The following is an 18,909-nucleotide window of genomic DNA, read 5'->3' as shown; positions in this document are numbered from 1 at the left end:
GGCGATCCGACTCAGCGGGGCACCCGGGAATCCGCGACGGAAGAGTCCGACACCGGCCCGCGGACCCTCTCGCCATATACCCCCCAGGGGTATAGTCTGCTGGGTGTCGAGGGACGGATCACCACGGACGAGGATGGGGATGACAGGTCATGGACCACAGTGCTCACCATGACGGCGGCGCGCACGACCACGCCGCACACGGAGGACACGCGGGACACCCGGGACCCCCGGGACACGGCGGAGCATCCTGGGGCACGGCCGTGAAGGCGACGCTGCACTGCCTGACCGGGTGCGCCATCGGGGAGATCCTCGGGATGGTCGTCGGCACGGCCCTGCGGTGGGGCAACGTACCGACCATGGTGCTGGCCATCGCCCTGGCGTTCGTGTTCGGGTACTCCTTCACGCTCTTCGCGGTACGCCGCGCGGGTCTGGACCTCCGGGGCGCGATCAAGGTGGCGCTGGCGGCCGACACGGTCTCCATCGCCGTGATGGAGCTGGTCGACAACGTGATCATCGCCCTGACCGGAGCGATGGACGCCCACCTCTCCGACGGGCTGTTCTGGTCGGCGCTCCTCGGCGGGTTCGCGGTCGCCTTCCTGATCACCACACCGGTCAACAAGTGGATGATCGGCCGCGGCAAGGGCCACGCCGTCGTCCACGCCTACCACTGACGGCACGGCCGGAGCCGAACGGGTGGTCGCGGGAGGGCTCGGGGCCCTCTTGTTCACCCGCGTGAGCGCCTTGAGTGGTGGCGAGCGGAGATCCGACTGACGGTGGATCACGTCGAGACCGGGTCCCTTCAGCTGACGAAGCGACAGCTGCCCGGTCCTGACGGAAGGACCATCAAATGCGTTCAGCCCGCATGCTCTTCGCCACAGCGGCGGCCACGGCCGTCCTCGCCGTCACCGCCCCCGGAGCCTACGCCGACGGGGACGACTGGAACCGCGAGGACCATGGGTACAGCAAGGAGCACCACAAGGACGGCAGGCACGACGGCCCCCGCGGCGGTGTTCACACCGGCGGCGGCGCCCTGACCGCGGCCCAGAACGACGAGTGGACCTCAGAGGGCAAGGAGGAGAAGTCCTGGGGCGACGAGGACAAGCAGAAGGGCGAGGGGGGCGGTTACGGCGACCACGGCAAGGAGTCGTGGAAGGACGACAGTGACAAGGAGTCCTGGAAGGGCGACCACGACAAGGGCGGCTGGAAGGGCGACCACGACAAGCCGCGTGGCGGGATGCACACCGGCGGCGGCGCGCTCGCCTCTCCGGCCATGACCGCGGGCGGCCTGGCGGTCCTCGCGGTCGCGGGCACCGGCATGTACGCCCTGCGTCGCAAGAACACCGGCGGAAGCGTGGCCTGACGTATGCCCGGCGCGATATCCGGCCCGATAGCGGCCGCGGCCGTCACACCGTGCATCGTGTGGCGGCCCGGCCGCCCGGATTCCCGTCCCCCGCCCCGCCCGTTCCGCTGCCGTGCCTTGTGAGGTGGTGTCCTATGGCAGCCCATCCCTCTTACCCCGGCGGCATCGGTCCGGGACCGACCCGCCGCGGAAGCCGTCCGAACGTCACCATGCTGGTCGCCCTGGGTCTGGTGATCCTCACCCTGATCCTGTTCGGACGCGAGGGCCCCTCGCCCGACACCCCCCCGCCGCCGGACGCCCGGCACGCCCCGCTGGCCGCGTCCTCCTCCCCGACGGCCTCTCCCTCCCCCTCCCCCTCCCCCTCCCGCCCCGCGAGCCGCGGGCTCCCCCGGTCGCGACCGGTGCGGCTGCTCATCCCGAAGATCTCCGTCGACGCCCCTTTCACCCCGCTGAAGATCGACTCCAACGGGCAGCTGGAGGCGCCGCCCCCGGACGACGTCAACCTCGTGGGCTGGCACGCCGGCGGCGCCACCCCTGGTGAGACGGGTACGGCGATCATCGCCGGACACGTCGACACGGCCACGTCCCCGGCGGTGTTCGCGGCACTGGGCACCCTCACCAAGGGCGATGTCTTCGACGTCGTCCGGGCGGACGGGCGCAAGGCGCGCTTCGTCGTCGACGAGATGGACACGTTCGAGAAGGACGACTTCCCGGACGAGCGGGTGTACGCCGACGCGGCCCGCCCGGAGGTCCGGCTGATCACCTGTGCCGGCGACTACGACCACGCGGCCAAGGACTACACGGAGAACCTGGTCGTCTTCGGGCACCTCACCTGAACCCGGCATCCCGCCCGACCCGGGCACCCCGCCCGGCCCGACGGCTCCCGGTCCCGTACGAGTGCCGGGCACAACCCTGGGAGCGCTCCCGGCGCTCGGCGAACGGCAGATGACCGGCTGTCCAAGATCTTTCCCGCACTCGGCCAAGAGCTGTTCAACGGCCGCCCATGATTGGCCCACGCTCGTCCATGATTGCGCAACACGAACGTTTGGACGTTTGGCCGGACGTACGTTCCTCCGCGTGAACTCTGACCAAGCACCACACAGAGGCGCCGGCGCCGCGACCTCCGGTTCCGCCGACGGCCCGATATCCCTCCCGCGGCCCCGGGGGCGGCGGTCGCTGCTGCGCGCCGCGCTCGCCGGTACCGCCGTCCTCGGCGGCGGGCTCGCGGTCGGCTCCTTCCCCGCCCAGGCGGAGCCCGCCTCCCGCACCAAGCACTCTGTCCCGGCCTCCACCCCCACGCGGCCGGACACCCCCGAGAAGGCGCTGAAGGAGCTGTCGAAGGGCAACCGCCGCTGGCGGACCTTCCACGAGCAGCACCCCGACCAGGACGCCGCCACCCGCAAGGCCCTGACGACCGGTCAGCACCCCTTCGCGCTCATCCTCGGCTGCATCGACTCCCGCGTCCCCCCGGAGCTGGTCTTCGACCAGGGCCTGGGCGACCTCATGACCGTGCGCAGCGCCGGCGAGGTGCTGGACGAGGCAGTGCTCGGCAGCGTCGCGTACGGCGTACTCGAACTGGACATCCCGCTGGTCGTGGTGCTCGGCCACCAGTCCTGCGGTGCCGTGAAGGCGGCCGTCCAGGCGGACAGCACCGGTGAGAAGCTGCCGGCCCACATCCAGTACGTGGCCGACCAGATCGCCCCGGCGATCGACCACCACGTGGAGGGCGACGCCCGGGTGGCCGCGACCATCGACGCGAACGTCCGGCTGGTCCGCGCGAAGCTGGCGGCCGAACCCGACCTCGCCGCGAAGGTGAAGGCGGGCGAGGTGGCCATCGTCGGCGCCCGTTACGACCTGACCACCCAGCGCGTGCACCTGCTGAAGTAGGCCCGGCGCGACACGCACGACAGGGGTCCCGGCGGACGTCCGCCGGGGCCCCTCGGTGTCGCCGGGGCTCAGCCCGCGACGAGCGTGATGTCCTGCTGGCGGACGGCGTGGAACCGGGGCAGCGGCAGTCCCGCACCGGACAGTTCCATGACGGTGGCCTCCACGCGGGCCGGCCCCGGTGCGAAGCGGCCCGGCTCGGCGCTGTCGGTGTGGGTCCAGGCGTGGTCGGCGCCGTCGCAGATCGCCGAGGAGCCGCCGACGCCCTTGCGGACCCGGCTGTCGCCCTGTTGCAGCGACGAGGAGACGAAGACGGGTCCGTTGCCGCCGAGGCAGCGGTAGGTGCCGGACAGGGTGAGGGTGCCGTCGGGGGCGACCTTTCCGATGGGGTCGATCGTCACCGTCTCGGACGGTTCGGCCGTGGCGTCGGCGGCCGGGGCGGCGGCGAGCAGGAGCAGCGCGGCGCAGGCGGCCGGGCCGAGCGTCCGTGAGATGCGGGAAGCGGGCATGGGGACCTCCTTGAGCTGGGCTTCCAGAGGTACCGCCCGGGGCTTTCCGCACAGGTGATCGTCACCCCTCCGTCGGCGCGTCGCCTCCGCCGTCCCCCGTACATTCCTGTCACGTCGCCTCCGCCGACCCCCGTACGCCCTCGTGTTGTGTCCGCGTCGTGTCACAGGACGTCCGGGTGCTGTCACGTCTCGCCGCGACGCCTTGTCGACGGGTTCGGGGGGCGTGCATCGTCTGTACTGCGAGGCGGTGACTCGCCGCCGGCACTCACAATGACGTGGAGGTGCGCCATGTGTTCACACCAGCCCCTGTGCCCCGCGGCCGACAGCACGGACGCCGCGCACATCGTCGCGTTCCACCCCGAGCAGGGCTGGAACCTGCTGTGCAACGGGGCGATCGTCTTCGACGACACCGGTGAGATCCTCCCCGACGGCCGCGTCGTCGCCCCGAGCCGGCTCGCCGTCGCCGCCTGAGACCCTCCGCGCCACGGCCGTCCGGCGCCCCTCGGCGCTACGGGAGGACCGCGAAGCCGTCCAGTTCCACCAGGGCCCGCTCGTCCCAGAGCCGTACGACACCGACGACCGCCATCGCGGGATAGTCCCGCCCCGCCAGCCTCCGCCACACCTGGCCGAGTCGCGACACATGGGAGCGGTAGTCGGCGACGTCGGTCGTGTAGACGGTGACGCGGGCCAGGTCGGCCGGTGTGCCGCCGGCCGCCTCCAGCGCGGTGAGCAGATTGCCGAGCGCCCGCTCGAACTGCTCGACCAGCGTCTCCCCCACGACCTTGCCGTCCGCGTCCAGCGCGGTCTGGCCCGCCAGGAAGACGACCCGGCCGCCGGTGGCCACCACGGCGTGCGAGAAACCGGTGGGCGGCGACAGCTGCGCCGGGTTCACCCGTTCGAGGTTCATGACGACGGCTCCCGTTCCTCGGTCCGCGCGTACAACTCCTTGGCGATGACGGCCCGTTGCACCTCGCTCGCCCCCTCGTAGATCCGGGGCGCCCGCACCTCCCGGTAGAGGTGTTCGAGGAGGTGGCCGCGGCGCAGCGCACGGGCGCCGTGCAGTTGGACGGCGGCGTCGACGACGTACTGGGCCGTCTCCGTGGCGAGCAGTTTCGCCATCGCCGCGCGCCCGGGAACGTCCGGGGCGCCGGAGTCGTACGCCGTGGCCGCCGCGTAGACCATGAGGCGGGCGGCCTCCGTGCGCAGCGCCATCTCGGCGACCTGGTGGGCGACGGTCTGGAGGTCGCGCAGCTTCCCGCCGAACGCCTCGCGCCGGGAGGTGTGGTCGAGGGTGGCGTCGAGCGCGGCCTGGGCCATGCCGACCGCGAAGGCGCCGACGCTGGGGCGGAACAGGTTGAGGGTGCCCATGGCCACGCGGAAGCCCCGGTCGGGCGCGTCGAGGACGTCGTCGGCGGTGACGGGGACGGCGTCGAGGGCGAGGGTGCCGATGGGGTGCGGGGAGAGCATGTCGAGGGGGGTGCCGGTGAGGCCGGGGCGGTCGGCGGGGACCAGGAAGGCGGTGACGCCGCGGGCGCCCGCGCCGGGGGTGGTGCGGGCGAAGACGGTGTAGAGGTCGGCCTCGGGGGCGTTGGAGATCCAGCACTTCTCGCCGGTGAGCCGCCAGCGGCCGGCGCCGTCGGGCTCGGCTCGCAGTTCCAGCGCCGCCGCGTCCGAGCCGGCCCCGGGCTCGCTGAGCGCGAAGGCCGCGACCGCGTCGCCGTCGCTCACCCGGGGGAGCCAGCGGGCGCGCTGCTCCTCGCTGCCATGGGCGTGGACCGGGTGGGCGCCCAGTCCCTGGAGGGCGAGCGCGGTCTCGGCCTCGGTGCAGGCGTACGCCAGGGACTCGCGCATCAGACAGAGATCGAGGGCGCCGGAGGTGAACAGGCGGCGCAGCAGGCCCAGTCGGCCGAGTTCGGCGACGAGGGGGCGGTTGACGCGGCCGGGTTCGCCCTTCTCGGCGAGCGGGCGCAGCCGGTCGGCGGCGAGGTCGCGCAGTGCGGCACACCGGGCGAGTTGCTCCGGTTCGAGCGAGAATGCGGTCATTGCCGTCCCCTCTCCCCCATCGGGCCGCTTCAGGCTATCGCGATCTGTTGACTGTCGTCACCAAGGCGATACGCTCCAGTGGCGAGCCCACCACGACGTGCGAGTCCACCACCGCAGGGACCGAGCAGGGGGCGAACGTCATGAACTCCAGGGTCACCGCCCACGTCGACACCTTCGCCCGTGACCGTCTGCCGCCCCCGGCCCAGTGGCCGGAGCTGGTCTTCGACCTGCCGGAGCTGCGCTACCCCGACCGGCTCAACGCCGCCGCCGAACTGCTCGGCGGCACCGACCCGGGCCGGCCCGTCTTCCGCACCCCCGCCGGGGAGACGTGGACGTACGGCGAGCTGTCCGCCCGCGTCGACCGCGTCGCCCACCTCCTGACCTCCGTGCTCGGTGTCGTCCCGGGCAACCGGGTCCTGCTCCGGGGGCCCACCACCCCCTGGCTCGCCGCCTGCTGGCTCGCGGTGCTCAAGGCGGGGGCGGTCGCGGTGACGGTGCTCGCGCAGCAGCGGCCGCACGAGCTGTCCACGGTCTGCGAGCTGGCGCGGGTCTCGCACGCGCTGTGCGACATACGGTCCGTGGACGACCTGGTGAAAGCCGAGGTACCCGGGCTGCGGATCACGACGTACGGCGGTGACGGGCCGGAGGACCTGCTGCGCCTGCCCGCTGAGGACGAACCCTTCCCGGCGGTCGACACGGCGGCCGACGACGTGGCGCTGATCGCCTTCACCTCCGGCACGACCGGGCGGCCCAAGGGGTGCGCGCACTTCCACCGGGACCTCCTGGCCGTCGCGGACACCTTCTCCCGGCATGTGCTGCGGCCCCGGCCCGACGACGTGTTCGCCGGGTCTCCCCCGCTCGGCTTCACCTTCGGCCTCGGCGGTCTCGTCGTCTTCCCGATGCGGGCCGGGGCCAGCGCCCTGCTGCTCGAACAGGCGGGCCCGAAACAGCTGCTGCCGGCGCTCGCGGCGCACCGGGTGTCGGTGCTGTTCACCGCGCCGACGGCGTACCGGGCGATGCTCGGCGAGCTGGACGGGCACGACCTGTCGGCGCTGCGGCGGTGCGTGTCGGCGGGCGAGAACCTGCCGGCGGCCACCTGGCGGGCCTGGCACGAGCGGACCGGGCTGCGGATCATCAACGGCATCGGCGCGACCGAGCTGCTGCACATCTTCATCTCCGCCGCCGACGACGCCGTACGGCCCGGCACGACCGGCGTTCCCGTACCGGGGTGGCACGCGCGGGTGCAGGACGCGGAGGGGGTGCCGGTGCCGGACGGGGAGCAGGGGCTGCTCGCGGTGCGCGGGCCCGTGGGGTGCCGCTATCTCGCGGACGAGCGGCAGCGGGAGTACGTGCGCGGCGGCTGGAACGTCACCGGTGACACGTATGTCCGTGAGCCGGACGGGTACTTCCGGTATGTCGCCCGCGCCGACGACATGATCATCTCCGCCGGGTACAACATCGCGGGCCCCGAGGTCGAGGACGCGCTGCTGCGCCATCCGGACGTGCTGGAGGCGGCGGTCGTCGGGCGGCCCGACGAGGCGCGCGGGCAGGTCGCGGTGGCGTACGTGGTGGTCGCGGCGGGGGCGGTGCGGGACGACGAGGCGCTGCGCGCGTTCCTCCGGGCCGAGCTGGCGCCGTACAAGTGTCCGCGCGAGATCGTGTTCCTGGACGCCCTGCCGCGCACAGCGACCGGCAAACTCCAGCGGTTCCGCCTGCGCACCACAGGTGACCAGCACTGATACCGAAGACCTAAAATGATCAACGTGTCCGAACAGCATGCACCACGTTCGCTCATCGTCACCTTCTACGGCGCGTACGGCCGTTCGGTGCCGGGTCCCGTGCCCGTCTCCGAACTGATCCGGCTGCTCGCCGCGGTGGGTGTCGACGCGCCCTCCGTCCGTTCCTCTGTGTCCCGGCTGAAGCGCCGCGGACTGCTGCTGCCCGCCCGTACCGCGACGGGCGCCGCCGGGTACGCGCTGTCCGACGACGCGCGGCAGCTCCTGGAGGACGGCGACCGGCGGATCTACGCGACGGCACCGGAGCAGGACGAGGGCTGGGTGCTCGCCGTGTTCTCGGTACCGGAGTCCGAGCGGCAGAAACGGCACGTGCTGCGCTCCCGGCTGGCCGGGCTGGGCTTCGGCACGGCCGCGCCGGGGGTGTGGCTCGCGCCCGCCCGGCTGTACGAGGAGACCCGGCACACCCTGGTGCGGCTGCGGCTCGACCCGTACGTGGAGCTGTTCCGGGGCGAGCACCTGGGGTTCGCGGCGACCGCCGAGGCGGTGTCGCGGTGGTGGGACCTGGCCGGGATCGCCAAGCAGCACGAGGCGTTCCTCGACCGGCACGCGCCCGTGCTGCACGCCTGGGAGCGCCGCGCCGACACGCCGCCGGAGGCGGCCTACCGCGACTACCTGCTGGTCCTGGACTCCTGGCGCCATCTGCCCTACGTCGACCCCGGGCTGCCGGCCGCGCTGCTGCCGGCGGACTGGCCGGGGGTGCGCTCGGGGGCCGTGTTCCGGGCCCTGCACGAGCGGCTGAGGGACGCCGGGGCGGTGTTCGCGGGCCTCGGGACGTAGGGTCCGGGACAGGCCGCGCACCGCCGGGGGAACGCGGCCTCGTGCGGCCGTCCGGGTTACGGGGGGCCGCCCAGGGTGAGCCGTGGCTTGGGGGCGTCGGTGCGGCCGGTGTTCGGGCGGCGGCTTCCCGCCCGGTAGGGGGCGGGCCAGCTCACCGCCGGGCCCTCGTAGCCCTGTTCGACCGCCGCGTGGAGGGTCCAGTGCGGGTCGTAGAGGTGGGGGCGGCCCAGGGCGCAGAGGTCCGCGCGGCCCGCCAGGATCAGCGAGTTGACGTCGTCCCAGGAGGAGATCGCGCCCACGGCGATCACCGGTGTCCCCGCCTCGTGGCGGATCCGGTCCGCGAACGGGGTCTGGTACGAGCGGCCGTAATCGGGGCGCTCGTCGGCCACCACCTGTCCGGTCGAGACGTCGACGGCGTCCGCCCCGTGCGCGGCGAAGGCCCGGGCGATCTCCACGGCCTCGTCGGCGGTCGTGCCGCCCTCCGCCCAGTCGGTGGCGGAGATACGGACCGTCATCGGCCGTTCCTCGGGCCAGACGGCCCGCACCGCGTCGAACACTTCCAGGGGGAACCGCAGTCTGCGGTCCAGGGGGCCGCCGTAGCGGTCCGTGCGGCGGTTCGTCAGCGGGGAGAGGAAGCCGGAGAGCAGATAGCCGTGCGCGCAGTGGAGTTCGAGGAGGTCGAAGCCGCTGCGGGCGGCACGGCAGGCGGCCGATGTGAACTGCTCCCGGAGGTCGGTGAGCTGGGCGCGGGACAGCTCGCGCGGGGTCCGGCTGGCCGGTGTGTACGGGAGGGGGGAGGCGGCGACGAGGGGCCAGTTGCCGTCGTCCAGGGGCTCGTCGATGCCCTCCCACATGCGTTTGGTGGAGCCCTTGCGGCCGGAGTGGCCGAGCTGGACGCCGATGGCCGTGCCGGGGGCCTGGTCGTGCACGAAGGTGACGACGCGGCGCCATGCCTCGGCCTGCCGGGCGTTCCACAGTCCGGCGCAGCCGGGGGTGATGCGCCCCTCGGGGCTCACGCACACCATCTCGGTCATCACCAGCCCGGCACCGCCGAGCGCCCGCGCCCCCAGGTGGACGAGGTGGAAGTCGCCGGGGAGGCCGTCGGTCGCCGAGTACATGTCCATGGGGGACACGACGACGCGGTTGCGCAGGGTCAGGCCGCGCAGCCGGAACGGGGTGAACATCGGGGGCGTGCCCGGCGGGCAGCCGAACTCCCGCTCGACGGCGTCCGTGAAGCGGGCGTCGCGCAGCCGGAGGTTGTCGTGGGTGACACGGCGGCTGCGGGTGAGCAGGTTGAACGCGAACTGCCGGGACGGCTGGCGCCGGTAGCGGCCGACGTTCTCGAACCACTCCAGGCTGGCCCGCGCCGCGCGCTGCGTCGAGGCGACCACCGGGCGCCGCTCCTCCTCGTACGCCGCCAGGGCCCGTCCCAGGTCGGGCTGTTCCTCCAGGCAGGCGGCCAGCGCGAGGGCGTCCTCGACGGCCAGTTTCGTGCCGGAGCCGATCGAGAAGTGCGCCGTGTGCGCGGCGTCGCCGAGGAGGACCAGATTGCCGTGGGACCAGCGTTCGTTGACGACCGTGCGGAACGTCGTCCATGTGGAGTTGTGGGAGCGCAGGGGCCGCCCGCCGAGCGCGTCCGAGAAGAGCTTCGCGCACCGCTCCACCGACTCGGCGGTGTCCAGCTCCCCGAAGCCGGCGGCCCGCCAGACCTCCTCGCGCATCTCGACGATGACGGTGGAGGCGCCGGGTTGGTTCCGCGGCCCGGAGGGCTTCGTCGAGGGATCGTGGCCGGGGTCGGGGGACGGGCGGGTGTAGGGGTAACCGTGCAGCTGCATGAAGCCGTGTTCCGTCTCCAGGATCTCGAAGCGGAACGCGTCGAAGGCGAAGTCGGCGGCCAGCCAGATGTAGCGGCAGCGGTGGGTCTCGATGACCGGCCGGAACATCGCCGCGTACGCCTCGCGTGTCGCGCTGTGCACGCCGTCGGCCGCGATGACCAGGTCGTTCGTCCGGCAGAGCCAGTCCGGGTAGGGGGCCTCCGTGCGGAAGCGGAGGGTGACGCCGAGGGCGCGGCAGCGCTCCTGGAGGATCTGGAGGAGTCGCCGACGGCCGAGGGCGGCGAAGCCGTGCCCTCCGGAGGTGTGCCGGACGCCCCGGTGGACGATGTCGATGTCGTCCCAGCGCACGAAGTCCCCTCGCAGGGCCTCGTGGACGACCGGATCGGCGTGTTCGATGCCGCCGAGGGTCTCGTCGGAGAGGACCACGCCGAAGCCGAAGGTGTCGTCGGGGGCGTTGCGTTCCCAGACGGTGATGTCGCGGGTGGGGTCGAGGCGTTTGAGGAGGGCGGCGGCGTAGAGGCCGCCCGGCCCGCCGCCGATGATCGCGATGCGGTGGGGCCGTGTGTCGACGGTGCCCGGCGCCCCTGACCGCGCTGTTTCCCGGGCGGCCATTCAGCGGCCTCGCCACTTCGGCGGGCGCTTGTCGGTGAACGCCGCGTGGAACTCCGCGTAGTCCTCCCCGTTCATCAGGAGGGCCTGGGTGGCGGCGTCCAGTTCGACGGCCGCCGCGAGCGGCATGTCCAGTTCGGCGGTGAGCAGGGCCTTGGTCTGGGCGTGGGCCAGGGCCGGGCCCTCGGCGAGACGGTGGGCCAGGGCGTGGGCGGCCTGGTCGGCCTCGCCCTCGTCGGTGAGCCGGCTGATGAGGCCGATGCGTTCGGCCTCGGTGGCGTGGACGGGGTCGCCGAGCATGAGCAGGCGGGTGGCGTGGCCGAGGCCGACGACGCGGGGCAGGAGGTAGGCGGCGCCCATGTCGCCGCCGGAGAGGCCGACGCGGGTGAAGAGGAACGAGAAGCGGGCGGTGGGGTCCGCGACCCGGAAGTCGGCGGCCAGGGCGAGGACCGCGCCGGCGCCGGCCGCCACGCCGTGCACGGCGGCGATCACCGGGAAGGGGCATTCACGGACGGCGCGTACGACCTGCCCGGTCATGCGGTTGAAGTCGAGGAGCTGGGCGGTGTCCATCCCGAGGGTGGCGCCGATGATCTCGTCGACGTCGCCGCCCGAGCAGAAGCCGCGCCCCTCGCCGGCCAGCACCAGGGCGCGCACGGCCCGCTCCCGGGACAGCTCGGCGAGCAGATCGCGCAGGTCGGCGTAGGCGCCGAAGGTGAGGGCGTTGAGCTTGCCGGGGCGGGCGAGGGTGACCGTGGCGACGCCGTCGGTGATCGAACACCGCAGATGTCGCCAGTCGGAGGTGCGGGCGGCGGAGCCGGTGAAGGGACTCATGACGGGCGGCCTCCTCGGAGGGCTACCGCGACGCTGCGGCTGCTTTACCTGCTCCTACGAAGCTATCACCTTTATCTGACTGTCGTCACGAGTGCGCGATAACCGGAAGGTCCGAGGCGCGTGGGGCCCCCGGTCCGGCCGGCGCCGTGACTCGGTCACGGCCCTTCGACAAGCACGTAACGGCGGGCTCCGCCGTGGGCGGCGGGACGTCGGTATGGGTACATCGCCGGCAACGGGGCCGACGGTCCCGCACGGCGCCCGCCGAGTGATCGCGAATGGGCGCGCCGTACCATTCGTAAACGCTGAAAGCAGGACGAGCCATGACCTGCTCCATGAACGGACCCGCCACCTTGCACGAGCCCTCCACCCCCTCCTCCTGGCGCATCGCGCTGCCGCACACCGCCGCGGCGGTGCCCGTGGCCCGTGCGCTGGTCCGGACGGCTCTGACCGACCTGAAGCACGGGACGGACTGCGACACGGCGGAGCTGCTCACGGCGGAGCTGGTGGCGAACGCGGTGGAGCACGCGGCGGGGGACGGTCCCATAGAGCTGGTCGTCGAGCTGCTCCCGTCCGGCTGCAAGGTCGAGGTGCACGACCCGGACCCGGCGCCGCCGGGTGACCTCACGGCACCCGGGTACGACGAGCCGGACCCCTGGCAGGAGCACGGCCGGGGCCTGCTGCTGATCCGCGCCCTCAGCTCGGCCTGCGGTCACCGCCCCACGGACTCGGGCAAGGCGGTCTGGTTCCGCCTCCCGACGGTGCCGCACCAGCAGCGGCCGGGGATCGCCTGAACCGTCCTGGCGGACGAGCGGTCCCACCGCGGGCCGCCACCCCGGAACCCGGCAACGTCAGAGCCTGAAGATCCGTCGCGCGTTGCCGGACAGGAACAGTTCGGTGGCTTCCTCGTCCAGGCCCAGCTCACCGAGGTGCTCCAGTGCCCGGCCGGGGGTGATCATCGGGTAGTTGCTGCCGAACAGGACCTTACGGCGGCCCCGGCCGCGCAGGTAGTCGACCAGTTCGCGCGGGTAGCGGCGGACGGTGTAGGCGCTGGTGTCGATGTACACGTTGGCGTGCTTGTCGGCCATCGCGATCATCTCCGTGGTCCACGGGTAGCCGATGTGCCCGCAGACGATGGTCAGCTCGGGGAAGTCGAGCGCGACCTGGTCGATGTACGGGATGGGGCGGCCGGTCTCGGACGGCCGGAGGGGGCCGGTGTGTCCGACCTGAGTGCAGAAGGGGATGCCGAGGTCCACGCAGGCCGCGTACAGCGGGTAGTAGAGCCGGTCGGTGGGCGGGAGCCGCCACAGCCAGGGCACGAGCCGCAGGGCCACGAAGCCGAGTTCCTCGACGGCGCGGCGCAGTTCCCTCACGGCCCTGACCGGGCGGGTGAGATCCGCGCCGGCCACCCCCCGCAGGCGCCCCTCGGACTCCGCGACGAACCCGGCGACCTCGTCGTTGCCGATGAGTGGCCCCTCGGGGCCGTACCAGGCCGCCGAGAGACCGATCTCCACATCGGCCGCCGCCATCGCGGCCACCGTGGCCCCGACCGGCAGCGGCTCCTCCAGCAAGCCCTGCCCCGTCCACCGCCGCAGTGACTCGAACATCTCATGGTTGGAGTGACGGAGCGTGGGGTGCTGCATCCACGCGTCGATGACGGACATCGGGTACCCCTCCCTCTCTCGCGACGCCGCCGACCACGCCGACCACACCGAAGGCGACTAAGCGGACGCTTACCGCGACCCTAGCCGGTGCACCCCGCCGCAACCACCCCCACCAAGTCCCGGACCGGCGGCGTGCCGGTGGTCAGGGCCGCTGCTCGCCGGCAGACGTCGCGGGCGGGGGTGGCCGCTCGACCAGATGCCGGTGCGACTTGGTCCAGTCGATCCTTTTCTCCAGTTCGCTCATGTGCCCATCGGCAGCCCAGGTGGCCTGGGGCTCGTGCCCCTGCTCGGCCAGCCGGCGTACGAGGTCGGCGGTGTCCCGCTGCCCGGCGATGACGGCGTCGAAGATCCCCGCAGTCGAATCGAGGCCGTACGCGGCGCAGAAGCTCTCCAGGCGCGAACGACGGTCGGGCGGCGCCGGGTAGTGCAGCCAGCGCAGACACTCGGCATCGTCACGGAACGGGGCGACGTACTCCAGGGCGTAGGCCACATCGTGCAGGCGCGGCGCCGGGCGGGCGAAATCCCAGTCGATGATTCCCACCGGCCGAATGCCCTGCCAGACGACGTTCCAGGGTCCGAAGTCCCCATGGCAGACCACCTCGCCGTCGCCTGGGCCGCCCGCGCCCATGGACCAGGGCGCGTCCGGTGGAACAGAGAAGCCTTCGCACGCATCGTGGTAGTCGCGCAGCAGCCGGGCGAAGTTCCTCAGACCCTGGCCGTCCACCACCTTGGCCCAACCCGACGGCCCGGATTCACCCTCGATGCAGGTGAGGACCTCACGACCCTCGTCGTCGATTCCCAGCGGCCGCGGCGCATAGGCGAAGCCGGCCTTCTCCAGGTGCCGCAGCAGCGCGTGGACGGTGGGCGTCCACGGCTGGACGGGCCTGCGGACCGTGTCACCGATCCGCACCACCCGGCGATGGGCACCGTCCTGCAACACTTCCTCGCCCGACACGCGATGCACGCTACCCGGCCGATCGCGGCACGGACCGGGGGAAGGCCCCGGCCCGTGCCGGTGGCAGGGCAGGCCGAGCCGTGTCCCGGGTCCCGCTCAGGCCAGGGTCGCCACGAGGACCGCCTTGATCGTGTGGAGGCGGTTCTCCGCCTCGTCGAAGACGATCGAGTGGTCGGACTCGAAGACCTCGTCGGTGACCTCCAGCGAGTCCAGCCCGTGGCTCTCGTGGATCTCCCGCCCCACCTTCGTGCCCAGGTCGTGGAAGGCGGGCAGGCAGTGGAGGAACTTGACGTCGGGGTTGCCGGTGGCGCGCAGGACGTCCATGGTCACCGCGTACGGGGAGAGCGCGGCGATCCGCTCGTCCCAGACCGACTTCGGCTCGCCCATCGACACCCAGACGTCCGTGGCGACGAAGTCGACGCCGCGCACGCCCTCGTCGACCTGCTCGGTCAGCGTGATCCGCGCCCCGCTGATCTCCGCGAGCTTGCGGGCGTGGGTGACGATCTCCTCGGCGGGCCAGTAGGAGCGGGGGGCGACGATACGGACGTCCATGCCGAGCAGCGCGCCGGTGACCAGGTAGGAGTTGCCCATGTTGAAGCGGGCGTCCCCGAGGTAGGCGAAGGCGATGCCGGTCAGCGGCTTGTCGCTGTGCTCGGTCATGGTCATCACGTCGGCGAGCATCTGCGTGGGGTGCCAGTCGTCGGTGAGGCCGTTGTAGACGGGCACCCCGGCGTGCGCGGCGAGTTCCTCGACATTGGCCTGGCTGTCCCCCCGGTACTCGATCGCGTCGAACATCCGGCCGAGCACCCGGGCGGTGTCCCGCACCGACTCCTTGTGGCCCATCTGCGAGCCGGAGGGGTCGAGGTAGGTGGTCGAGGCGCCCTGGTCGGCCGCGGCGACCTCGAACGCGCAGCGGGTGCGCGTAGAAGTCTTCTCGAAGATCAGCGCGATGTTCCGGCCCGTCAGACTCCGGGTCTCCGTCCTCGCCTTCTTCGCCGCCTTCAGCTCCACGGCCAGCTCGATCAGCCCGCGGAACTCCTCCGCGGTGAAGTCCAGCTCCTTGAGGAAGTGGCGCCCGGCGAGGGCGGGGAGGGCGGTCGCCATGGGGACGCTCCAGGATGGGTCGGGGACGGGAGGATGCGGGACGGATGGAAGTCTATACGACGTTCCACATTTCTATACAGGCCCGTCGACCTGACCGTCGACCTTCCCGTCGACCGGACCGTTGGCCTGACCGTTGACCTCCCCATGGGCCGCTCACACGGGCGCCCTTTCCACCGGGCAGCTCATGCAGCGCGGGCCGCCTCTCCCCCGCCCCAGTTCGCTCCCGGGGATCTCGATCACCTCGATGCCCCGCTTGCGCAGATGCGTGTTGGTGGTGACGTTCCGCTCGTAGGCCACCACGACCCCCGGCTCCACGGCGAGGACGTTGCACCCGTCGTCCCACTGTTCGCGCTCGGCGGCGTGGACGTCCTGGGTGGCGGTGAGCACCCGGATCTCGTTCAGCCCGAGCGCGGCGGCGATCGCGCGGTGCATGTGCTCCGGTGGGTGGTCGGTGACCTTGAGCTCCTTCTCGCCGACGCCCGGCTCGATGGTGTACGAGCGGAGCATCCCGAGCCCCGCGTACTGGGTGAAGGTGTCGCCGTCGACCATGGTCATGACGGTGTCGAGGTGCATGAAGGCCCGGCGCTTCGGCATGTCCAGCGCGACGATGGTCCGGGCGGAGCCGGCGGCGAACAGCTTGTGGGCGAGCATCTCGACGGCCTGCGGGGTGGTGCGCTCGCTCATGCCGATGAGGACGGCGCCGTTGCCGATGACGAGGACGTCACCGCCCTCGATGGTGGAGGGGTAGTCGGCCTGCCCCTCGGACCAGACGTGGAACTCCTCAGTACGGAACAGGGGGTGGTGCCGGTAGATCGCCTCGAAGTGGACGGTCTCGCGCTGACGGGCCGGCCAGCGCATGGCGTTGATGGAGACCCCGTCGTAGATCCAGGCGGAGGTGTCGCGGGTGAAGAGGTGGTTGGGCAGCGGGTCGATGAGGAAGTCGTCCAGCTCCATGACGTGGAAGCGGACGCTCGTCGGCTCCATGTGCGCGTCGAGGAACTCCCGCTTGGTCATCCCGCCGATCAACGCCTCGACCAGTTCGCCGAGGGGCAGGGACTCGAAGGCGGCCCGGAGGTGGTCGGTGGCGAGCGGGCCGTACTCCTTCTCGTCGAAGACCCGGTCGAGGACGAGCTCCCGGGCCGCGGGGATGCGCATGACGTCCGTCAGCAGATCGCCGAAGAGGTGGACGGCGACTCCCCGATCGCGCAGCACGTCCGCGAAGCCGTCGTGCTCCGCGCGCGCCCGGCGCACCCACAGCACGTCGTCGAAGAGGAGCAGGTCCTTGTTGCTGGGGGTGAGCCTTTTGAGCTCTAGATCGGGCCGGTGCAGGATGACGCGGCGCAGCCGCCCGGCCTCGGAGTCGACATGGAATCCCATGCCTCCATCCTGACCATTCGGGCGTGCGTTCACCCACAGGTCGGCCGAAACGATTCCTCAATCTCGTCTCCTTGACGATAATCAGCTCCGACCATTATCGTCTACCTGACGCGAACGAGTCCGTTGGGACGACGAGGGGGATCATCCATGGCCGACATCACCAGACGGTTCGGCTGGCGGCACCTGCGCGGAGCGCCCACCGCGCACATCCGTCACCACCGCTCCGGGCGACTCGTGCACGACGGACCGGGGCTGAGCTTCTGGTACCGGTCGCTGACCGCCGCGCTGTCCGAGGTCCCGGTCGACGACCGCGAGCTGGCGATGACCTTCCACGCCCGTACGTCCGACTTCCAGGACGTGGCCGTGCAGGCGACGGTGACGTACCGGGTCAGCGACCCGGCGATCGCCGCGGCGCGGCTCGACTTCTCCATCGACCCCGACACGGGTGTCTGGCGGGGCGCTCCCCTGGAGCAGTTGTCGACGCTGCTGACGGAGACGGCCCAGCAGCACGCGCTGGACGTCCTGGCCCGTACGCCCCTGGCGTCGGCCCTGGTCGACGGGGTGGCGGCGGTACGGGAGCGGGTGGCGAGCGGCCTGGCGGCCGAGCCCCGGCTGCCGGCCACCGGCATCGAGATCGTCGCCGTGCGCGTGGTGGCGCTGCGGCCCGAGCCGGAGGTGGAGCGGGCGTTGCGGACGCCCGCGCGGGAGCAGATCCAGCAGGAGGCGGACCGGGCGACCTACGAGCGGCGGGCCGTGGCCGTCGAGCGGGAGCGGGCCATCGCGGAGAACGAACTGGCCAGCCAGATCGAACTCGCCCGCCGCGAGGAGCAGTTGGTCGAACAGCGGGGTACGAACGCGCGGCGCGAGGCGGAGGAGAGGGCCGCCGCGGACGCCGTGAAGGCGGGCGCGGAGGCGGCCCGGACCCTGCGGCTCACCGAGGCGGAGGCCGCCCGCACCGTGCAGCTCGCCGAGGCGGAGGCCACGCGGAGCGTGAAGCTCGCCGACGCGGAGGCGGTGCGCCAGGTCAGGCTCGCGGAGGCCGAGGCCACCGCCGCACGGGCCGTCGGCGAGGCGCGTGCCGAGGCGCAGGCGGCCTGGCTGCGGGTGCACGGCGAGGTGGACGCGGCGACACTGCACGCGCTGACCGGGACGCGGCTCGCGGAGAACCTGCCGCGCATCGAGAGCGTGACCGTCTCGCCCGACGTGCTGACCGGGCTGCTGGCGAAGCTGGGCGGGGCGGGCGGTTCCGGGGAGAGCGCGTGAGTCTCGCGCCACGGGTGGTGCTGGTCCACCGCACCACCGAGTACGAGGAGTTGGTGGCCCGGCACGGTACGCACGGGCAGGCCGCCTTCTTCCTGAGGTCGCGGGGGCGGGACATCGAGGACGTGGCCGAGCGGCACCGCCGGGAGCGGCGGGCGCTGGCCGAGGTCACGTCCTCGGTGCCGCTGACCTGGCGTCAGGCCCGGGTGGAGCGGGCGGACCTGGACCGGTTCCTGTTCGCTCCCGAGGACGTCGTGGTCGTCGTCGGGCAGGACGGGCTGGTGGCCAACGTGGCGAAGTACCTCGCGGGCCAGCCGGTGGTGGGGGTCAACGCCGACCCCCGGCGGAACCCAGGGGTGCTGGTCCGGCACTCGGTCGCGGACGTGGGCAAGCTGCTCGGCCCGGCGGTGGGGCGGGGCGCGGCGGTGGACGAGCTGACCATGGTGGAGGCCGTCGCCGACGACACCCAGCGGCTGGTGGCGCTCAACGAGGTCTATCTGGGCGCCGCGGGGCACCAGACCGCGCGGTACCGCCTGGGGCTCGACGGCGACAGGGGTGCCGTCGAGTCCCAGGCGTCCTCGGGGGTGCTGGTGGGGACGGGGACGGGGGCGACCGGGTGGATCCGGTCGGTGTGGCAGGAGCGCGCGAGCCGGCTGGAGCTGCCGGGGCCCGGGGAGGCGCGGCTGGTGTGGTTCGTGCGGGAGGCGTGGCCGTCGCCGGTGACCGGGACGTCGTTGGTGTCGGGGGCGCTGGGGGCGGCCGCGCGGTTGCGGGTGACCGTGGAGTCGGATCGGCTGATCGTGTTCGGGGACGGGATGGAGGGGGACGCGTTGGAGTTGACGTGGGGGCAGACGGTGGAGGTGGGGGTGGCGGGGGTGCGGTTGCGGCTTGTGGGGTGAGGGTCTCGC

The 18,909-nt window shown here is 72.5% G+C and carries 19 protein-coding genes; 10 read left to right on the top strand and 9 right to left on the bottom strand.

Annotated features, from left to right (window positions below; all coding sequences use genetic code 11):
• The first annotated feature begins 149 nt into the window (after positions 1 to 149).
• The 4 genes from ACZ4Z2_RS07020 to ACZ4Z2_RS07005 all read left to right on the top strand — a co-directional run bounded on the left by ACZ4Z2_RS07020 (position 150) and on the right by ACZ4Z2_RS07005 (position 3,247).
• Entirely contained in the window at positions 150 to 671 is a 522-nt protein-coding gene (locus ACZ4Z2_RS07020) for a DUF4396 domain-containing protein (protein WP_468073178.1), read from the top strand.
• Positions 672 to 847: 176 nt separating this feature from the next.
• A complete protein-coding gene (locus ACZ4Z2_RS07015; protein WP_468073176.1) occupies positions 848 to 1,360 on the top strand; it encodes a hypothetical protein in 513 nt (170 codons plus the stop codon).
• Positions 1,361 to 1,494: 134 nt separating this feature from the next.
• Positions 1,495 to 2,196 (top strand): class F sortase, encoded by a 702-nt coding sequence (locus ACZ4Z2_RS07010; RefSeq protein WP_468073174.1) that lies wholly within the window; start codon positions 1,495 to 1,497, stop codon positions 2,194 to 2,196.
• Between the two features lie 241 nt (positions 2,197 to 2,437).
• Positions 2,438 to 3,247, top strand: a complete 810-nt coding sequence (locus tag ACZ4Z2_RS07005) for a carbonic anhydrase (protein WP_468073173.1) — start codon at positions 2,438 to 2,440, stop codon at positions 3,245 to 3,247.
• 68 nt (positions 3,248 to 3,315) lie between these two features.
• Here the strand turns inward: ACZ4Z2_RS07005 and ACZ4Z2_RS07000 are convergent, their stop codons facing one another.
• Positions 3,316 to 3,753, bottom strand: a complete 438-nt coding sequence (locus ACZ4Z2_RS07000; RefSeq protein ID WP_468073171.1) for a DUF6299 family protein — start codon at positions 3,751 to 3,753, stop codon at positions 3,316 to 3,318.
• Positions 3,754 to 4,041: 288 nt separating this feature from the next.
• On the opposite strand from ACZ4Z2_RS07000, the gene ACZ4Z2_RS06995 reads away from it, so the two are divergent.
• Positions 4,042 to 4,224, top strand: a complete 183-nt coding sequence (locus tag ACZ4Z2_RS06995; RefSeq protein WP_468073169.1) for a DUF5999 family protein — start codon at positions 4,042 to 4,044, stop codon at positions 4,222 to 4,224.
• Positions 4,225 to 4,261: 37 nt separating this feature from the next.
• On the opposite strand, the gene ACZ4Z2_RS06990 is transcribed toward ACZ4Z2_RS06995, so the two are convergent.
• Entirely contained in the window at positions 4,262 to 4,660 is a 399-nt protein-coding gene (locus tag ACZ4Z2_RS06990) for a RidA family protein (protein WP_468073167.1), read from the bottom strand.
• Positions 4,657 to 5,796, bottom strand: a complete 1,140-nt coding sequence (locus ACZ4Z2_RS06985) for an acyl-CoA dehydrogenase family protein (RefSeq protein ID WP_468073165.1) — start codon at positions 5,794 to 5,796, stop codon at positions 4,657 to 4,659. Before ACZ4Z2_RS06985 ends, ACZ4Z2_RS06990 begins: the two co-directional genes overlap by 4 nt.
• Positions 5,797 to 5,936: 140 nt before the next feature.
• Between ACZ4Z2_RS06985 and ACZ4Z2_RS06980 the strand changes: the two genes are divergently transcribed.
• A complete protein-coding gene (locus ACZ4Z2_RS06980) occupies positions 5,937 to 7,535 on the top strand; it encodes an AMP-binding protein (RefSeq protein WP_468073364.1) in 1,599 nt (532 codons plus the stop codon).
• A 15-nt stretch (positions 7,536 to 7,550) separates the two neighbouring features.
• Positions 7,551 to 8,369 carry a PaaX family transcriptional regulator gene (locus ACZ4Z2_RS06975; protein WP_468073163.1) on the top strand — a complete coding sequence of 273 codons (819 nt, stop codon included), beginning with the start codon at positions 7,551 to 7,553 and terminating at the stop codon, positions 8,367 to 8,369.
• 56 nt (positions 8,370 to 8,425) lie between these two features.
• Here ACZ4Z2_RS06975 and ACZ4Z2_RS06970 read toward each other — a convergent pair whose 3' ends face one another.
• Positions 8,426 to 10,816 (bottom strand): bifunctional salicylyl-CoA 5-hydroxylase/oxidoreductase, encoded by a 2,391-nt coding sequence (locus ACZ4Z2_RS06970; protein ID WP_468073161.1) that lies wholly within the window; start codon positions 10,814 to 10,816, stop codon positions 8,426 to 8,428.
• A complete protein-coding gene (locus ACZ4Z2_RS06965) occupies positions 10,817 to 11,644 on the bottom strand; it encodes an enoyl-CoA hydratase family protein (RefSeq protein WP_468073159.1) in 828 nt (275 codons plus the stop codon).
• A gap of 332 nt (positions 11,645 to 11,976) precedes the next feature.
• On the opposite strand from ACZ4Z2_RS06965, the gene ACZ4Z2_RS06960 reads away from it, so the two are divergent.
• Positions 11,977 to 12,435, top strand: a complete 459-nt coding sequence (locus ACZ4Z2_RS06960) for an ATP-binding protein (RefSeq protein ID WP_468073157.1) — start codon at positions 11,977 to 11,979, stop codon at positions 12,433 to 12,435.
• Between the two features lie 57 nt (positions 12,436 to 12,492).
• Here the strand turns inward: ACZ4Z2_RS06960 and ACZ4Z2_RS06955 are convergent, their stop codons facing one another.
• The 4 genes from ACZ4Z2_RS06955 to ACZ4Z2_RS06940 form a co-directional block, all read right to left on the bottom strand.
• On the bottom strand, positions 12,493 to 13,305 hold the full coding sequence (locus ACZ4Z2_RS06955; protein ID WP_468073155.1) for an amidohydrolase family protein: 813 nt from the start codon (positions 13,303 to 13,305) through the stop codon (positions 12,493 to 12,495).
• Between the two features lie 142 nt (positions 13,306 to 13,447).
• Entirely contained in the window at positions 13,448 to 14,269 is an 822-nt protein-coding gene (locus ACZ4Z2_RS06950) for an aminoglycoside phosphotransferase family protein (protein WP_468073154.1), read from the bottom strand.
• Positions 14,270 to 14,356: 87 nt separating this feature from the next.
• Positions 14,357 to 15,364, bottom strand: coding sequence for an ornithine carbamoyltransferase (gene argF, locus ACZ4Z2_RS06945; RefSeq protein WP_468073152.1), 1,008 nt, complete (start codon positions 15,362 to 15,364; stop codon positions 14,357 to 14,359).
• Positions 15,365 to 15,517: 153 nt separating this feature from the next.
• Positions 15,518 to 16,741, bottom strand: a complete 1,224-nt coding sequence (locus ACZ4Z2_RS06940; protein ID WP_468073150.1) for an arginine deiminase — start codon at positions 16,739 to 16,741, stop codon at positions 15,518 to 15,520.
• A gap of 147 nt (positions 16,742 to 16,888) precedes the next feature.
• Here ACZ4Z2_RS06940 and ACZ4Z2_RS06935 point away from each other — a divergent pair, with 147 nt between their 5' ends.
• Together ACZ4Z2_RS06935 and ACZ4Z2_RS06930 are read left to right on the top strand one after the other, a co-directional pair.
• On the top strand, positions 16,889 to 18,004 hold the full coding sequence (locus tag ACZ4Z2_RS06935; RefSeq protein WP_468073149.1) for an SPFH domain-containing protein: 1,116 nt from the start codon (positions 16,889 to 16,891) through the stop codon (positions 18,002 to 18,004).
• Positions 18,001 to 18,900, top strand: coding sequence for an NAD(+)/NADH kinase (locus tag ACZ4Z2_RS06930; RefSeq protein WP_468073147.1), 900 nt, complete (start codon positions 18,001 to 18,003; stop codon positions 18,898 to 18,900). Before ACZ4Z2_RS06935 ends, ACZ4Z2_RS06930 begins: the two co-directional genes overlap by 4 nt.
• The last annotated feature ends 9 nt before the right edge of the window (positions 18,901 to 18,909 follow it).

The organism is Streptomyces sp. NPDC030183 (assembly GCF_055573455.1).
This window is presented reverse-complemented; position numbering and strand designations above follow the sequence as displayed.

Bases quoted from the DNA above. Each gene is read 5' to 3' on its own strand.
- ACZ4Z2_RS07015 (WP_468073176.1), top strand. From the start codon at position 848: ATGCGTTCAGCCCGCATGCTCTTCGCCACAGCGGCGGCCACGGCCGTC.
- ACZ4Z2_RS06975 (WP_468073163.1), top strand. From the start codon at position 7,551: ATGATCAACGTGTCCGAACAGCATGCACCACGTTCGCTCATCGTCACC.
- ACZ4Z2_RS06995 (WP_468073169.1), top strand. From the start codon at position 4,042: ATGTGTTCACACCAGCCCCTGTGCCCCGCGGCCGACAGCACGGACGCC.
- ACZ4Z2_RS07000 (WP_468073171.1), bottom strand. From the start codon at position 3,753: ATGCCCGCTTCCCGCATCTCACGGACGCTCGGCCCGGCCGCCTGCGCC.
- ACZ4Z2_RS06970 (WP_468073161.1), bottom strand. From the start codon at position 10,816: ATGGCCGCCCGGGAAACAGCGCGGTCAGGGGCGCCGGGCACCGTCGAC.
- ACZ4Z2_RS06960 (WP_468073157.1), top strand. From the start codon at position 11,977: ATGAACGGACCCGCCACCTTGCACGAGCCCTCCACCCCCTCCTCCTGG.
- ACZ4Z2_RS06985 (WP_468073165.1), bottom strand. From the start codon at position 5,796: ATGACCGCATTCTCGCTCGAACCGGAGCAACTCGCCCGGTGTGCCGCA.
- ACZ4Z2_RS06935 (WP_468073149.1), top strand. From the start codon at position 16,889: ATGGCCGACATCACCAGACGGTTCGGCTGGCGGCACCTGCGCGGAGCG.
- ACZ4Z2_RS06990 (WP_468073167.1), bottom strand. From the start codon at position 4,660: ATGAACCTCGAACGGGTGAACCCGGCGCAGCTGTCGCCGCCCACCGGT.
- ACZ4Z2_RS06965 (WP_468073159.1), bottom strand. From the start codon at position 11,644: ATGAGTCCCTTCACCGGCTCCGCCGCCCGCACCTCCGACTGGCGACAT.
- ACZ4Z2_RS07010 (WP_468073174.1), top strand. From the start codon at position 1,495: ATGGCAGCCCATCCCTCTTACCCCGGCGGCATCGGTCCGGGACCGACC.
- argF (WP_468073152.1), bottom strand. From the start codon at position 15,364: ATGGCGACCGCCCTCCCCGCCCTCGCCGGGCGCCACTTCCTCAAGGAG.
- ACZ4Z2_RS06940 (WP_468073150.1), bottom strand. From the start codon at position 16,741: ATGGGATTCCATGTCGACTCCGAGGCCGGGCGGCTGCGCCGCGTCATC.
- ACZ4Z2_RS07020 (WP_468073178.1), top strand. From the start codon at position 150: ATGGACCACAGTGCTCACCATGACGGCGGCGCGCACGACCACGCCGCA.
- ACZ4Z2_RS06955 (WP_468073155.1), bottom strand. From the start codon at position 13,305: ATGTCCGTCATCGACGCGTGGATGCAGCACCCCACGCTCCGTCACTCC.
- ACZ4Z2_RS06980 (WP_468073364.1), top strand. From the start codon at position 5,937: ATGAACTCCAGGGTCACCGCCCACGTCGACACCTTCGCCCGTGACCGT.